Consider the following 16,597-nt stretch of genomic DNA (forward strand, 5'->3'; position numbering starts at 1 on the left):
CCTTACATATTGAGTTCTGTGTCAAGATCATCAAACTGATTCCGGCGAGGAGCCTCAGGGATGGATTCCTGCATGATTGCTTCATGAAATTCAACGGCGTTAAGTAATTTTTCCAAGGCTTTTTGCACGGCTTGGCGGCTTTTAATGCCAGGTTGAATTGATACACGAGTGTTCTCTGGAGCGTCACCGATTTGTGCTTGATTATGTGCCTCGATTTGGTCAATCAAGCCTTGCTTGAGGGCGAGCAGTTTTCTTTGGTCTAGGCGATTTTGATTTTTCTTATCTTTAAACTGTTCCAGTAAGTGCAGCAGAGGCTCCCAATGCATATCAATGAACGGGCTTTCGGCGTTTGTGTTCTTTAGATAAAGGCAAACATACTCACCATCAGGGGTCTTGTGCCAGAGCTGAGAACTCCAATCTCGTGGGCGCTTTACGGCTATTTTAAACGAACCATGGTGACGTGCTCGGGTATACCAACCAGCCTTTCTGGCAAACTCGCTGTTATATATTAGGCCCTCAAGGTAGATCCCATCACTGCGTACAGTGGCTGTTTCCTCCGGTAAAAATGCCCAGTGGATCCGTCCTGGCTCTTCATCATTTGATGGACGCCCCCCGTTCATTTCCTGACTTAGAGAGTGCAAAAACAGCGCTTGTGGCGTAATTTCAATACCCGCTCGGATGGCGTTGATATCTAACTTTTTTATGCGCTCTGCCGAGTTATTATGGAATTGGATCTCCAAAATGATCCGATATACCAGTGCATCATAATCATATTCAGATTGGTTCGATTGGTGTTGTTCACCTCTGTCGGCAGTCTTGGGAATAGCTCCAGCAATAAAGTGAAAAACCTGATCATTTAGAACCCCGAATTTTCTCTCAACAATTCCCTTTGCATCACCTCGAAAGACTGCTGTGAAGTTATAGGCTCGAATGCCGATTTCATGTTTAAGAACAGAGCTAATGACCCCATCAGTATGCTCGCGCCCATTATCCACCGTCACTTGAACTGGGATATGAGCCGCTGGCCAGTTAACCTTTTCGGGCGGCACCCCATACCGCGCACAGAACTCGGTTTTATCCATACAGGCATTGACTAATGCCTGCGCAGACCCTTGCCAGTTTGGCCCATCAAATCCAAGGTACATGCCTACAATCATGGTAGAAAAGACATCAATAACCAGATACAGGACAGGTCTTCCCATAGAGTATTGTCCAGTAGTGTCATAAGGGTAACGAACATAGACATCCAACACAGTAGCGTCGATTTCATAGCGATGTGTCGCACCGATGACTCCGTCGTGCGCATCGCCTTGCTTGTCGGCGTAGTCTTTCTCATAAACGAGGTTGCCGAACTTGATCTTGAGGTATTCGGCTTTTGTTAGGATCTGATTGAAGTGATACCGAAGCTGCTCATCAGATAAGCTATCTTCCTCTTTATAAGGGAAATAAGTTCGCTGAACGACTCCTTCGGTTTCTCGCTCAACGACATGACATTCGAAATTGAGTTGGAAAATCTCACGAGCTTTTGAAAAGGTGAATTTATCAAAGGCTTTTTTCACAAAGGCAATAACTTTCCTCATATTTTGCTTGTGATGCTTAGTGACACCGCAGCTTTTTGAACGACTTTTTCGATTATCTGCGCCTCCGCGTCCTCGCTTTACATTTCTTTCGCCAGGTTTTTCGATATGCAGGTAATTTGAGCCGCAGGCCTTGAGCCTTACTGGAAGTAGCGCATTGGGTGTGCAACCAAACACTATATAGCGATTAAGGGCGTTGTAGTAAGCACCGACTGTTGTCCAGGCAGTTTCTGGGTCCTTTTCTAAATTGCGTTGTTTGAGCTGGTAGATTTCGTCCGCTAGGCCTTTTCCATAGAGGTACTGACTGATGTGCTGCTCACAAATAACCGACTTAATACGGTCGTATTTAGCATCGCGTTTAATTAACCAAGTATGTCGCTTTTGTCTCTTAAGCTCTTCATCACTGAAAGTCATTTCAGCTGGATTTTTAAAGTGATGAGATTGTATACCGGTCTTATGGATGAGTTTGATTAGCTGCTTGAATTCCCATATTTTCGGCTTAGATATATTGGCGCTGGTCATCGCTAATTTCATATCAGCAACAGCTGCTAGTTGATGATGAAACAGGACATGGCAGACTAATAAATTGGTTTCGCCATCCTCTGATAAAATTTGAAGTCCAGCGTAAATCATAAATTGAGCCCCACCGGACGAAAGAGACGGATATAGTTTGTGGTGTCGATAGGAAGCAAGTGATGAAGCCCGCTGTATTGAAACAGCGACTGGCTGCGCCGATAGGTGGTTCCTAGTTGTTTTGATATATTACTCAAATGGTTTTGAAGTTCTGCTCGAGGGCTTAAAGACCAGGACTCAATAAATGCCTCGCCAAATTCAACAAGCTCATTTTTATTAGTAACCAAATCATACGCTAGCTCGAAATAGTTAATATTCCAAACTCGTGTTTTAGTTGTGTCTCGCTCTGTGATGACGCGATAGGCTACTCCTCGACGACGCCAATACTCCCGCTCAATCGCGAATTTCTGCCAGGTACGCGGATTTATTTGCTTAATGCTCCCATCAGCACAGTGTTCGTAAAGCTGGTTCCAATACTTAAAGGTGTAAGCGACTCGCTGCTTAGCTCCTGATTCTGTTCGTTTTGTTCGCACAAAATCCGTGGTCATAATGTGAGCAAAATTCGTTTTCCAATCGCGGGGGTGGATAATGTTGCTTGAGACTGCGATATCCAAGGTTTCATCAATATCCAACGCATACTGTTCTTCGACGCTGATGGTCTCAGGTTGCCACAATAAAATTTTGTATGCGCTAAGTTCACCGTCGGAAAGGAGGTGTACATCTCTTCCTTGGCGTGGGCAATAAATCCAATGACGGCGACCTACTTTGTTGACCTGACGAACAGTGACGAATGGTAGGTACTGATGTGACTTTGCTATCTCTCGTTTCCATAAATTAAGAGACCGGATGATTTCATTGGGCATGAAAGGCTGTTGAACAATTTTTGTTAGCATAAAGACTCTTTGATGATCATTTTATGATTTCACAATAGTCTAATTTACAACAAAGCGAAAACCTTGTAAGCGTATGATATTATTGCAATAATATATTAAAATGCTAATAATTTGATATTCCTGAATTTCTCCGAGCTATGTAAATCATGGAATTATATTAGGATTATTAGTAGGTGCTAATTATTGATATATTATTGTTGATAGGCAAAGGCTATTGATTGGGGTGTGATAATAGAAATAAACATCAAAAAATGTCATAGAAATAGTGCATTTATGTAACTCATACAAGAATAATTTCATCTTAAGATGATGCGAAGGAAGTGACCAGTGGCGTTACCACATGACTTTAAAATGCTTTGAATAAATTCCTCTATTTCAATTTATATGCTCTACGTTTACTGTGCATTGGTGATCTTTTCTGTGAAGTTCAGAAGGGAACGTAATGTTTAAGAATTAACGGCCTTAAAAATTGAATTTATTGATGGTTTTGAGCAAAACATGGTGCAGCAGTTAGAGTGATATGCACCATCAATAATCGACGGTGAGTTAAGCTGCTATGTCGTTCCTGATTTAATTTTGAAGAGTGTATTTTGCTCACAACGAGCTAGCTATCATGTGTCAGGGCGTTCTGTTCTGGCTCGTTTATGCCCCATTTTGTGTTAGATCAAATACTCATTCATATCGTATTAATGTATTTTTAAATTAGTTATATCTTTAACCTTAGTTTTCCTAACTTGCCTTATTAAATAAATATCACTAAGAACATGACATTATAAATGCAGTTAAAGTATAATTGTCTAGTTTTTTAGGCTTTACCTTAAAATAATTATGTTTATCGGAGAGGTTAGTGAAGCAAGTATTAGATGTAAACGGTTCTGTTATTGGTTCTTTTGATGGTGAGTTTGTCTTAAATGGTAATGGTTCTCCTATTTATAGAATTGATATTAATGAAGTGTACAGTACAGATATACCATGTAAGTTTCTTGGTGAGTTAGAAGGAAACATTGCTATTGGGTTATCAGGATTGACTTTATTCACAATAGCGAGTTGAGGTTAATTGAGGCTGTAATTACAAATACAATGAAATATTAGAACGCACAATTATATGCATGAGACAAAATGGCGAGAGATAATATGTAACTGGATGAGATCTGCATGGTCCGAAGATACATACATCGAAGAAGCGTATACACCTTACGGGACAGATGCCATTAATGACAAGTTAGCTAGACCTGATATCCTCAGAATATCTCCAGAGGGCAGTATAAGTATAATAGAGGTTAAAAAGTGGGGAAGCTCTGAGTTCAATAAATGGGCTGTTTTGGGGCAACTTCAGTTATATACATTTCTGACCGAAACACAGTATTTTCAAGATAATGAAAACTACTTTTGGATGCAAAACTTAATCAAGAAAGGTTTGTTGAACCAGTCGGTTATCGACAATATAGAGAACAGGTTCAAAGAATTAGAATATATCGTTGATGAATGGTGTGTAGTAATTGTTGGCGGTGATAAAGAAGAAATTGAGCAATCAGAAATTCTTTGGCACATGTATGATTTCGTAAATCTAAACCTAGACAGTAACTCCAATTTTCGACCGTTAACTCTATTACATGCCACAGAAAAAGACGGAGAATATCGTTGCGATAATCTAGATTGTTGGTTTAGAAAAAATAGCAGTTTCGAGACCCCTTACTCATGAGTGCTGGGTATTAGACTCCTATTCATATTATTTCTAATCTGTTCTAAACGATTTAGATCTTCGTTTATGTCCAACAAATGAGCTAGCTATCTTGGCTAGCTTATATAAGCCTATTTGCTAGTTTCGTCGGATGAATTCTCTGTTTCAATTATTCGTAGTTTACCCAAATAAAGCTAATTGGATGCTTTTCATATTTTCTAATGGTCAACAGGGGTATGAGACCAAACTTATACAGTAGCGCTCAGATAAGTTCATGATTGCTATGTGCTCACGAACCGGGTGTCCACACAGAAAGTATGGCGCTTGCTACTCAGTATTCTCAAACATCAATACCTTACTACTTTCTCATGTAACCCCTTGACCTAAAAATACTAATAGCAGATTATGAGTCTAGTTGATTACTTATAATTAAACAGACATGTTTTGCAATTTATTAGTGGAAGGATAAGACCTATAGAGCAGTATGTTGTTGATATGGTGTCTGTGTTTTCTAAAAATATTATAAAGGCAATACCTGCTGAAAATACACTGTTATATGCCTTTAGCACCATGGATATCGACGGTGGCAGTCAAGTCTGTGTATTGGAAAACGAAGAGTTATTTTGTTCTATCGTTTCCTTCGAATTCACTAAATTAGAGTTTTAAAATGGGAAAAAAAATAATACTCGTCCACGGTCTGGGCGGTTCCTCTGACGGAACATGGGGAAAATTTCCAGAGTTTCTTGAGCAGGATGCAGACCTTGATTATAACATTGTTTCATATGGCTATCAGTCGCCCCATATAATTAAACAATTTTTACAGCGTGCCCCCAGTATTTTGAATATAGCAAATGGCCTACTCACCGATATAAAAGCTCGGTGCGACTTGGACAACGATGAAATTATTCTTGCTGGCCATAGTTTGGGTGGCCTAGTGGTGAAAAAACTTCTCCTTCGCATGAAGGATAAAAAAATAAACCATAAAATCAGAAAAGTATGCTTTTTTGACGTCCCACATGATGGGTCAGGGTTCGCAAATGTTGGCAAGTATATTTCATTCAGAAATAGGCATCTTCAAAGTCTGTGTCGTGACTCCAGCGAACTCGATGATTTAAATGATCAGTGGATAGATAGTGAGCTGGACAATGCTCTGGAGATTATGAGCATTATCGCTGCAAATGATGATATTGTATCTTCTTCTAGTTCCAAGAGTATCTTCAGGCATCATCAGGTTGAAACAATTAACGATGTTAATCACAGCTCAATTGTTAAACCGGAAAGTATGGAATCATCTTCATATATTGTTTTTAAAAAATTTATTTTGGAAGAACATACCGTAAATAGATATAAAAATACTGCCTCACGAGATCTCGAAGACTGGAAAAGTGTAGAAAGAAATCATAGTTACCATTATGCGACTGATGAAAATCGAACAAAAGATTTTGAGTCGTGTGTTGCTGCTTTGAATTTAGAAAGAGCTGTGATTAGGCTAACAGGAGCATCTGGGTTAGGTAAGACACGCTTATTATTAGAAGCTATTGATGTATCTACTTCTATTGATGATTCATGTGTCCTTATTTTTAATGCACCTGGTTACGAAAAAATCATTAAAGAAAGTATTCGGGCAATGGTTGAAGACCGTGTTCATGGCCTAGTAGTAATTGAAAATTGTAATATTGACTTGCACAACCATTTGGTCAAGGAGGTCAATAAAACAGATTGCCTATTAAAACTTGTTACAGTTGGCTATTCAGATGAACAAGTTGATGAATCTATTCATATTCAACTTTCTCCATTGTCAGATGAGGCCATAAAGCAGGTCCTGTCCCCAATATTAGTTGGAATGGATTCGAGTGACGTTGATCGTGTAGCTCGGTTTGCTCAAGGCTATCCTCTTATGGCTACTCTAATCGCAGTACAGTATCAGAAAGAGGGTAGGTTGCTTGGTTCGATAGAAAGTAGTTCTGTCGTAAGAAAACTAATCGATGGTGATGGCGGTATAACAGATGTTGAGAAGGGAATGTTATCTGCTTGTTCCCTGTTCGATGTCTTTGGTACGGCTGAAGGGACAGCTGGCGAAGAGGCTAAATATATTGCAGAAGATGTTGCAGGGTCCGACTTAAAAACGTTTGACAGAGTATTAAGAACATTCACCAGTCGGCAAATCATAAATCGTGCGGGCCGGTACGCGAGACTGGTACCTAAGCCACTGGCACTGACACTGGCGTCAGAATGGTGGGAGGAGGCGTCATACGATCGTCAAAAGCAGCTAATTGATTCCCTTCCAGATTCTTTAATGCAGAGTTTTTGTATTCAGGCTTCGTATCTTGATGAACAGCAAAGTGTTCAAAGATTTTCAGGACGATTATTTGGGGGGCAAAGCCCTTTTGTCCAAGCGGAGGAACTGCTTACAGAAAGGGGTTCGAAACTCTTCCGCGCATTTGTAGAGGTGAACCCCGAGTCAACTAGTGATGCTTTATACCGAGTTTTGTCTGAGTACAGTCTTGAACAACTTCAAGCTATAGATGGTGATACGCGAAGAAACCTAGTATGGGCATTGGAAAAGCTATGCTTTCATGCGGACGTATTTGAAAAATCAGCATGGTGTATGTTATTGCTGGCATCTGCTGAAAATGAAAGTTGGAGCAACAATGCAACAGGTATGTTTTCTCAGTTGTTTCGAGTACATCTATCTGGAACGCAAGCGCGGCCTAATATTCGCTTTGATATTTTAAGGCGAGCTATTGCAGTGAATCAAACTCATATAGATATTGTGGTTCTTGAGGCTTTAGGTGAAGCAATCAGTACTTATGGAGGCACACGAACTATTGGGGCAGAATATCAGGGGACTAAAGCACCACTTGAAGAGTGGCAGCCCGCGCTATGGCAAGATATTTTTGATTTCTGGCAACAAGCTATTGATTTAATGCTGGTTCTTTTTAAACGAGGCGATGCACAAAGAGAAAAGGTCCTGTCAGATATAGGCCATTCAATTCGAGGCTTTGTTGCTCGTGGCCGGATTGAAATGTTGGATTCGGCGATTAGGACGGTTGTATCTATCAATGGCTGCTATTGGCCAGAAGCTCTAGACAGCATCAAAAGCACTTTTGAGTATGATTCAGAAGATATCAAGCAAGAAGCGACTGATGCACTGAATAGCTGGTTAAAGTTACTAAGCCCCGATAAAGCAGAAATACCCGAGAAGTTAAAGATTTTGGTAACCAATCCTCCCTGGGAGCATCATAAAGGTGAAGATGGTCACTACGTCGATGTGGCAGCAGAGAATGCAAAAGCACTTGCGACAGAACTTTCCCATGATATTGAAGAACTACTCCCTCACCTCAGCTTATTGTTACAGGGAGAGCAAAAGCAGTCCTATGCTTTTGGCCGCCAACTGGCTCATGACTTAACTGATGTTATGCCGATACTTGGTTTTGCTCTAGAGTGCTTATCCGCTATTGAAAAGCCTAACCCTAGTTTAGTTTTAGGTTTATATCGAGGTTTGTTTGAGCAGTCGCAAGAGCTTTGGCAAGAGAATATTGACCGTTTAATAGTAGATGAGAAATTGGTTCATCTTTATCCAGATTTTATACGGACTGGTGATATCAGCAAGACACATTTGGATAATCTGTTGGATCTCATTCAGCGAGGTGTGCTATCGCCAAATAGTGCGAATGCACTGAGTTATGGCAGTGTCACTGACAGCATTGAGCCGGATGTGGTGGCTGTATTTTGCTTGCATTTGGCTGCTCTGGGCGAACAGGCAAGCTGGTCTGCGCTCAATGTGATTTATATGTATTGTTTTAGCAATAAGGATAGTATCAAAGAGCTAAGAGATCCGCTTAAGTATTTAGTCACAGCTGTACCTTTACATAAGGGGAAAGAGAACAGCACAAAAGATACACATCATTGGCATGATATGGCTGAAAAGTTATTAAAAGAGCGAGATGAAGAGCTTGCGATTGCACTAACTAATCAATTAATTGCAGCCAGTAAATTCGGCTTAAATCATAGTGATATTTGGTCTTACACCAAACCTTTAATGCTGAGTTTAATGAGTGACTATGGTGACGTAATTTGGCCGATATTTGGTGAGGCTATCGTTCAAGCTGAAGGAATGGATAAATATTGGTTACAGCAGCTCTTAGATAGGGAAACAAGTTTGGTGGGAAATGTGCCAAGTGTATTTTCTGTTATTCCAGTTGAGAATGTTATGGAATGGTGCTTAAAGCAACCAGATACTGGCCCAGTTTTTGTTGCCCGTTGCTTAAATGTCATCGAAATAGTTGATGACATGCAACAGCCTTCGGCTTTGTTTATCGCCTTGCTTGAGAACTTTGGAAATGATCAACGAGTAGCGAATGAACTGAGCGCCAATATGGGAACCCGTGGTTGGTCAGGCTCTCTAGTGCCCTACTTAGAATCAGAGAAAGCAGCACTAAGCCCACTGATTGAACATGATAATTTTAATGTAAGGCACTGGGTTAAAGATCATATTGCATATATAAACCGGCAAATAATAGAAGAGTTGAAGCGAGATAAAGAACATGGGTTTGGGCTTTATTAATATGAGAAAAGCAACTTATAGGCGACATATAACAAGCCTCTAAGATCTCAACATACTTTTCCTAATCTGACAGAAGCTCTTTAGAGTATCAGTTTTAAAACGTATCTCTCCAATATCGAGCTAGCTTCCATAGCTAGCTCAAATTTGCCCCATTATCATTCAGAGCAAATACTCATTCATATCGCATTAACGTGAATTTGGATTAGTTTTATTGTGTGTTTATATGAACAGTTATAATGAAAGGTGGTAATTTTATCGCTTGAGTTCTGTTTTAATAAGACTGATTAAATACATTTCCTACCTTCAACGTACACAATAAATATTTTGAAACAAAATAATGCAATCAAGCTCATGATATTTATAAATTAAATTGATTATGATTGTGAGGCTTTAGGGAGATTATTTCGTATAAAAGTAATAATACTTATTAACATTCAGCTAGATTTACAAGGATAATTTTGTGCTACTTAAAGGTTTTGGTTTTTCTGGGTATCGAAGTATCGGCGATAAATTGGTCAGGATAGGACCACTAAAAAAAGTTAATTTAATTATTGGCCAGAACAATGTTGGGAAATCAAATATTGTCAATTTTTTAAATGATCAGTATGCCTACTTTGTCGACAAAGCAAAGAATAAACAAAATTTTGGAGGAAGTAAGAAAGAGAATCCTTTTAAAGATATTGATCGCCACCTATCAAATGAAAGGGCTCAGCATCGTGTTTCATTCCCATTGTTTGAGGAGGATATTGAAAACTACATCCAGCAAAAACTGCCTAATGATAGGCACCACATTGTTCACCGTCAGCTTGCAAGGAAAGTTTTATGCTCTGAGAGCTTTATGCATAATGGAGCAGTTTGGTTTACATATAAAGCTGAAAACCCTAACGGTCAGTTTGAACTAGAGGTTAATTTTGATGAGGTCTTTCAAAAACTTGATCATAATGAGTGGAAAAAATTATGGAGTGGACTGACTCGTAGTTCAGGGGGAGATATTAGAACGGATTGGATACCAGAGTCTCTGAAGGCTCTTTCCTATTTACCTGGCCCTACACCTAACGTTGAAGTAATACCTGCGATTAGAAAAATTGGAGCGGCTGGAAGTGAAGCAAATGATTATAGTGGCGAAGGAATAATCGAGAGAATTGCAAAAATTCAAAACCCGCCTCTTGCCCAACAAAAACTAAAAGAAAAGTTTCTCTCTATTAATGGCTTTATACAAGAGGTTCTGGAGAATGAGACTGCAAAAATTGAAATACCATATGAAAGAAATATGGTACTCATACATATGGATGGTAAAACACTTCCATTAGAGTCACTAGGTACTGGCGTTCATGAAGTAGTGATTCTAGCAGCAGCTGCGACATTACTTGATGAAACAATTGTTTGTGTAGAAGAGCCAGAGCTTCATTTGCATCCTCTATTACAGCGAAAGCTGATAAAATATTTGTCAGAAAAGACAGAAAATCAGTATTTCTTTACAACGCATTCAGCTCATTTATTAGACGCAGTGGAATCTGAAATTTTCCATATCACACAAATTGATGGAGTTTCCTGTGTAGAAGCTATTTCGAGTACTAAGCAGCGTTCAAATATATGTAATGATCTTGGATATAAAGCCTCAGACATATTACAAGCAAATTGTGTGATTTGGGTTGAGGGACCGTCTGACCGAATATATCTAAACTATTGGCTTGGCGCCCAATCGCCAGATTTAGTTGAGGGCGTGCATTATTCAATTATGTTTTATGGTGGTAGATTGTTCAGCCACCTAACAGCTCTTGATCAGGATGCTGAGAACGAAGCGGTTGATGATTTAATTTCTGTAAGAAAGCTGAATCGAAATACGGTGATAATGTTTGATAGCGATAAAGATAAGCCTCGAGCGCGTATCAATGCTACTAAACAAAGGTTGAAAGATGAGTTTAATTTAGGTCCAGGATTTGCGTGGGTAACTAAGGGACGAGAAGTCGAGAATTACCTTGACTTCGATAAAGTTGAAGAAAGTGTTAAGGCAGTTCATCCATCTGCAAGCAAATTAGTAAATAAAGGTGAGTGGGAAAACCTCCTTAAGTATCATAAAGGGCGAAATAGTGAAGAAAAAACAGCAAATAAAGTGAAAGTTGCTCGTCACTATGTAGAGAACAATCCTGTTGACTTAGATACTTTAGATTTAAAAGAACGTATGGGGAAATTGGTGGAATTTATAAATAGTGCAAATGGTTATGTAATCTAATAAATAAGGATATGTGTCGCTTAGCCGACATCTATCCGAAGTGTTGGACAAGCCCAAGACACCTTATATAAGTAAAGATTGGAAGCATGATAAAGGTTTTTTATGCGTGTGTTTTTGCGCGAAAGTAAGAATGCTTATTAATATACTGTTATGTGCTTGGAGGATAAATGGCGGAAATAGAAAATCCTAACTTCTTGAAAGGACATAACTTAGACTTAAAACAAATTCGTCTAGATGTGTATAGGCTCGCATGTTATTTCGAGGCAAGCAGATCTTTTGCCGAGCAAAGTTCAGCTAGTAATAATAATCTGTTTATCAACAGGTTGCCTCTTGAGTTTATGGAAGATGAAGTAAGTCGTACTTTATTGCAAAGTGCTATTATCTTGCGCATATTAGATGACGAGTCTGAAGCGGATAAGGATGAAAAAAATCCATTTTATTGTGGGAGGTTGTCGTCAAAAAGTTGTGTACAAAAGTTATCTCTAAGGGAAGCGTGTAATAAGATTATCCATGGTCAAAAGATTAACTTTGATATTGAAGAGTTAGGTGACTATAAATATCTAAAACCTGTCGTTTATTTATATGGTTCACAAGGAAAAAATGGCTGGAAAGCCGAACTCAATATCAGAGAGTTCGTTGACCATGGTGCAAGGCTTCTCACTGCTCGTACACTTCATGAATACATATAGTGGCAAGATAAATACGGATGCACATACAAACTGTTCAAGAGGGATTCGCAGCGCGTGGCATTTTTACTATGCGTTGGTTTTAGTGTTTAAGGTGGAATGTGGCGGCTTCGGTATTGCGTTGCTCACCCCTTAACAGGGCGTTATTCGAACGTTACCCCTATTTTTCCTAATACCTATCAGTTCAAATAAAGCAAAGTGCCTAACTTACTTTTGTCGAACAATGAGCTAGATATCAAAGATAGCTCAAAATAACCCTCCTCCATTCAGAGAAAAAGTTCATTGATATTTTGTTAATGAACTTTTCATAAGCAACAAAGTGTTTTTAATACTATTAAATTCAATGTAAAAAGCTAGTATTATGGTCTGGTTTTTTAGGCATTACACTGTTAAAAATAAGAATGTTTATTGATACACTTTTGATTAAAGGAGTTACATTTGACAAAACAACAAAAAGTTAAGCATCACTTTTTACCTGAAGTATATCTAAAAGGCTTTGCGCCTGAAAATGATGATGAGTTGTTTGTTTTGAGGAAACCTTACGGAAATATTAGTCGAATGCATCCTGCCCAGATGATGTATAGAAAGCATCTATACACTATTAAAGGTTTTGATAACCCTCAAATGATCGAAGACTTTTACCAAGAGGTTGAAAACGAACTTTCTAATGTGTTTGAAATTTTCAATGAACTTAGAAGAGATCCGAGAGAATATGTAGCTCTAAAACAAGAAATATCATTTCATCAATTAGTTAAATCGGTTATAGCTTTTCAATTCTGGCGTTCTCCAAAACAAGAAGAATTAGCTATTAAAATGTCCGAGAAATTGCCATCAATTTTTTGTAGTTTGCCAAATGAAGCTGGTCAAAAAATCGGACTAGATTCGTCCTTTATTGATTATCTTTATCAAAATAGAAGGGATGTATCGCATCGAAAACTAATACAGAATATGCTTCTACCTCTATTAACGTTTCGTATGTACGACGACACATTTATAGACTTTAGTTTCTTTGTTGCAGAGAAGGATGGCGGTCATGTTTTGACTTGCGATAACCCAGTTATTTACCAAGATTTAGATCAACTATTTTGTTTTAAATCATTCGCTTTTCCATTAACGAAGAATATCATAATTGCGTCTAGTTCTTTTAATAATGGTTTCACTGTTGATAAATTCAACTCCCAGATTGTTCTTCAAGCAGAAGAGCGAGTTGTAGGGTCAAATAAAGATTCTCTTGAATATGTGAAGGAATATTGTGAAATTTAATCATACAAAGCGGTTTAGACGGAATCCCAACGTTTGCTCTTTTTCATTCCACAATTAGATATCATGAAGAATCAAATTATTTTAATAGTATTAACGATTGTAACTCTTTTGGTTGCTACGATTATGATCATATTTATTGATGCTCAACATTTATCTGCATATGGAAGCATTTTAGCAGCTAGCGGAAGCTTTATTGCAGTTATTTGGTTTATGGGTAGCTTAAGATACCAAGCCCAACAACTAAAAGAGCAAAGAGAGCAGTTCCAAAAAGAGTTTGATAGATCAAATGAGGAAAGTAGACGAAATGCTTTACTATTAGCCAAAGAGATCCTACTCACAGCTGAAAAACGAGCATTAGCTGTAAATAGTGATTTATCTTCAGTAGAGCAAATTTATCATAACTATATCGATTTAATCGAGCTAAAAGATATTCTCAAATCAAGCGATCCCAAGGTTGTTCAAGCGAGCTTAAGCTTATGGCATAAAAGAGAAACTCCAGCAATCGAATTATTGAAAGGTATCAAAAGTGCTGCACAAGTTTATTTTATTGCGATTAATAAATTAGATATTGATTACACAGCAGCACCTGAAGATTTTGTATCTGAATATGGTCAAGACCTTTGGAGTTTACCATTCTTCTCTGCATATCAGGCTTGTGCAATGTCACTTGCAGAATTTATGATAACTCTCAAGCCTAGTAGAAAAGCTGTTCATTTTGCTACATTAGGAGTTATGGTTACACTCACTTCAAAAAATGTTTTGAAAATGGATAAAATAAAGGAGGATATTGCGGAGTATGAAGCCAAAGGTCGGAAAATACCCGTAATAGCTGAAATACTTAGGGATAAAACTAATCAATAAAGATATATTTCGCGCAGAAGATATCTATCCAAATTGTTGGACAAGTCCAGCCGTCTTCTTTAAGTAAATATTGAAAAGATTAGGAGGGTGGTTTCGAGTGTTACTGCTACCCTTACTTATTCTAACAACTACGAAACCAAATAGAGCAACCTACCTAATAAGGTTATGTCCAACAATGAGCTAGCTGTGATGGTTAGCTTCATATTTTAGTTAATTTATATCTGCACCAAAACGTAGATTAAATGCTCATTCTTACTGTATTAACGTGATTTGGGATTAGTTCTTATAATCAACGTAATCCAACTGGTTGATTAACTCCCATCTCGTTTGTATTTTCTTCAAACAATTATCAGGTAGTAAAAAAAGGCTGATATTGTACTAACTTATATACGGTTTTTATGTATTATTGCCCAATATATTAGGCTTCGCACTTCGCAAAGTAAAAATGCTTATTTATATACTGTTAGGCTTTGGGAGTAAAAATGGACATAGAAAAGTACAATCCTTCAGTGGAGCCTGTCGAGGATAAAATTCACCGTTTGATCCGCTCTATTATAGGTGTTGTGCCGGTCGGTAGCGGTACGGTGCTAGAAGCATTCAATGTCATATGGCAAGATCCTGCTCAAAAACGAGCTGAGATATGGATGGAGGCGATTACCAACTCACTGATTGAGTTGCAATCTCGTCATGAAATATTAATCTCAAACCTACACAGCAACGAGGAATTCTTAAGTATATTTGCTCATGCAAATCAAATTGTATTGCGTACTCATGAAACAGAAAAGCGAGAACACCTCAAAAACTCCGTGATGAACTCTCTTGTTAATGAACAACTTACGTATGATCTCAAACACAGTTTTTTTCAACTTTTAGACCGCTTAACTTTGTCTCACATAATGGTTCTAAAAGCTCTTTCTGATGGCGTAATTTGGGGCTCTTCGAAAGATACAACAGAGTCACGATACCCATACTTTGTTAGTAAAGTCTTGATAAAGAAGTTTCCGAGTTTTGTAGGAAATCATTCTTTTTTAGAACAAATTGTTAGAGAGTTATCAGATAATAGGTTTATTCACGATATCAAACTAATCAAGATTCCTGGACAAAATGAAGTTAACTCTGGTAGCCATAAAAATACAGACTCCACTGTTATTGGTTTAACAATTCCAGTCGACGAACTAACAGAATTCGAGCACAACTATCAAACACGTATGACAGTTTTTGGCTTTCAATTTCTTGAGTTTATAGAAAATGGTTGGGAACAAGCCTAACAAAAGCCTCGAGACGGATTCGCAACGCTTGGCATTTTTACCATGCGTTGATTTTAGTGATTTAGGAAGTATGCGAAGCTTCGGCATTGCGTCATTCACACCTTAATAGGGCGTTAGGCGCCAATTAGAATTTGGAGATATTAATGGATATTGAACTCTTTGAAACTGGGTTGCTTACTTTTTGCCATGACGTTCAAGTTGAGTTGAAAGAAATGTCGATGTTTAACGAACAGACTGAAAAGTTATGGGAAAGAAGTGATGCAGAGCTACAAGTTGACTTGAATGAACGGTTAAAGAAAATTCCGAAAAAGCATCACGACGAATTTATCTCAGACCATGGCAGTGATCTTCATCTCAACCAAACTCTGTTCCCTAGTATTCATCGTACTTCGACAGTAATTGCTCTTCATAGTTACTTAGAAGACACCCTAAATCAACTAGCCGACTTAGTGGCACCATTACTTGATTCAGAAGTTACTTACAAAGACCTAAAAGGCTCTGGCATAGAGAGGGCTCGTTTGTATTTTATTAAAGTTGGAAAGTTCGACTTCGAGAGCCTTAACTGCACTTGGTCCGTGATGAAACAAGTAAATAAGCTACGGAACCAATTAGTTCACAACGGAGGTTATCTTCCAGAAGGCGCAAATGATGCAGTTAATAAATTTATATCCTCTAATAAGTTACTCTCAGGTAAACCGGCTCATAAAGTACAGATATCAAGTGATTTCGTAGAATTCTATATCCAGACTCTTATTAAGTTTTTCTCTGAACTTGATGAAGAAGTTGCAGAGTTAATCAAACGAGCAGATCAAGAAAGCGCCTAACAACTGTTTAAGAGTGATTCGCAACGCTTGGCATTTTTACTATGTGTTAGTTTTAGTGTTTAAGGTAGTAAGGTTAGTCTCAGTGGTTACGTTGTTCACCTTAACAGGGTGTTGCCCTTGCTTTTTTTAATACTACCAGCCTAAATAAGCAAATTGCCTAACACGTTTTTG

The 16,597-nt window shown here is 38.3% G+C and carries 11 protein-coding genes; 9 read left to right on the forward strand and 2 right to left on the reverse strand.

Annotated features, from left to right (window positions below):
* Positions 1-2: 2 nt before the first annotated feature.
* Positions 3-2,210 (reverse strand): DDE-type integrase/transposase/recombinase, encoded by a 2,208-nt coding sequence (locus CTN01_RS12330; RefSeq protein WP_045149345.1) that lies wholly within the window; start codon positions 2,208-2,210, stop codon positions 3-5.
* A complete protein-coding gene (locus CTN01_RS12335; RefSeq protein WP_045149344.1) occupies positions 2,207-3,043 on the reverse strand; it encodes a TnsA endonuclease N-terminal domain-containing protein in 837 nt (278 codons plus the stop codon). The genes CTN01_RS12330 and CTN01_RS12335 overlap by 4 nt, the downstream gene beginning before the upstream one ends.
* Positions 3,044-3,890: 847 nt before the next feature.
* Here CTN01_RS12335 and CTN01_RS12340 point away from each other — a divergent pair.
* The 9 genes from CTN01_RS12340 (at position 3,891) to CTN01_RS12385 (ending at position 16,426) form a co-directional block, all read left to right on the forward strand.
* Positions 3,891-4,094: a hypothetical protein gene (locus CTN01_RS12340; RefSeq protein WP_045149343.1), complete on the forward strand. Its 204-nt coding sequence runs from the start codon at positions 3,891-3,893 to the stop codon at positions 4,092-4,094.
* Between the two features lie 93 nt (positions 4,095-4,187).
* Positions 4,188-4,745, forward strand: coding sequence for a hypothetical protein (locus CTN01_RS12345; protein WP_146150427.1), 558 nt, complete (start codon positions 4,188-4,190; stop codon positions 4,743-4,745).
* 646 nt (positions 4,746-5,391) lie between these two features.
* Positions 5,392-9,291, forward strand: a complete 3,900-nt coding sequence (locus CTN01_RS12350) for an esterase/lipase family protein (RefSeq protein ID WP_045149341.1) — start codon at positions 5,392-5,394, stop codon at positions 9,289-9,291.
* Positions 9,292-9,751: 460 nt separating this feature from the next.
* Positions 9,752-11,524: an ATP-dependent nuclease gene (locus CTN01_RS12355; protein ID WP_045149340.1), complete on the forward strand. Its 1,773-nt coding sequence runs from the start codon at positions 9,752-9,754 to the stop codon at positions 11,522-11,524.
* A 167-nt stretch (positions 11,525-11,691) separates the two neighbouring features.
* Complete coding sequence (locus CTN01_RS12360) at positions 11,692-12,213, forward strand: hypothetical protein (protein WP_045149338.1); 522 nt, start codon at positions 11,692-11,694, stop codon at positions 12,211-12,213.
* A gap of 435 nt (positions 12,214-12,648) precedes the next feature.
* Positions 12,649-13,473, forward strand: a complete 825-nt coding sequence (locus CTN01_RS12370; protein ID WP_045149336.1) for a DUF4238 domain-containing protein — start codon at positions 12,649-12,651, stop codon at positions 13,471-13,473.
* Between the two features lie 63 nt (positions 13,474-13,536).
* The gene (locus CTN01_RS12375; RefSeq protein ID WP_146150428.1) at positions 13,537-14,334 is read left to right on the forward strand and encodes a hypothetical protein; all 798 of its coding nucleotides are present in this window, start codon (positions 13,537-13,539) and stop codon (positions 14,332-14,334) included.
* Between the two features lie 482 nt (positions 14,335-14,816).
* Entirely contained in the window at positions 14,817-15,602 is a 786-nt protein-coding gene (locus CTN01_RS12380) for a hypothetical protein (RefSeq protein WP_045149334.1), read from the forward strand.
* A 143-nt stretch (positions 15,603-15,745) separates the two neighbouring features.
* Positions 15,746-16,426, forward strand: coding sequence for a hypothetical protein (locus CTN01_RS12385; protein WP_045149333.1), 681 nt, complete (start codon positions 15,746-15,748; stop codon positions 16,424-16,426).
* The last annotated feature ends 171 nt before the right edge of the window (positions 16,427-16,597 follow it).

The sequence above is a fragment of the Photobacterium angustum genome, from assembly GCF_003026365.1.
Classification (GTDB): Bacteria; Pseudomonadota; Gammaproteobacteria; order Enterobacterales; family Vibrionaceae; genus Photobacterium; species Photobacterium angustum.

Excerpts from the sequence above, each read along its gene's own strand:
- CTN01_RS12330 (WP_045149345.1), bottom strand. The coding sequence starts at position 2,210 with ATGATTTACGCTGGACTTCAAATTTTATCAGAGGATGGCGAAACCAAT.
- CTN01_RS12335 (WP_045149344.1), bottom strand. The coding sequence starts at position 3,043 with ATGCTAACAAAAATTGTTCAACAGCCTTTCATGCCCAATGAAATCATC.
- CTN01_RS12345 (WP_146150427.1), top strand. The coding sequence starts at position 4,188 with ATGAGATCTGCATGGTCCGAAGATACATACATCGAAGAAGCGTATACA.
- CTN01_RS12350 (WP_045149341.1), top strand. The coding sequence starts at position 5,392 with ATGGGAAAAAAAATAATACTCGTCCACGGTCTGGGCGGTTCCTCTGAC.
- CTN01_RS12360 (WP_045149338.1), top strand. The coding sequence starts at position 11,692 with ATGGCGGAAATAGAAAATCCTAACTTCTTGAAAGGACATAACTTAGAC.
- CTN01_RS12375 (WP_146150428.1), top strand. The coding sequence starts at position 13,537 with ATGAAGAATCAAATTATTTTAATAGTATTAACGATTGTAACTCTTTTG.
- CTN01_RS12380 (WP_045149334.1), top strand. The coding sequence starts at position 14,817 with ATGGACATAGAAAAGTACAATCCTTCAGTGGAGCCTGTCGAGGATAAA.
- CTN01_RS12385 (WP_045149333.1), top strand. The coding sequence starts at position 15,746 with ATGGATATTGAACTCTTTGAAACTGGGTTGCTTACTTTTTGCCATGAC.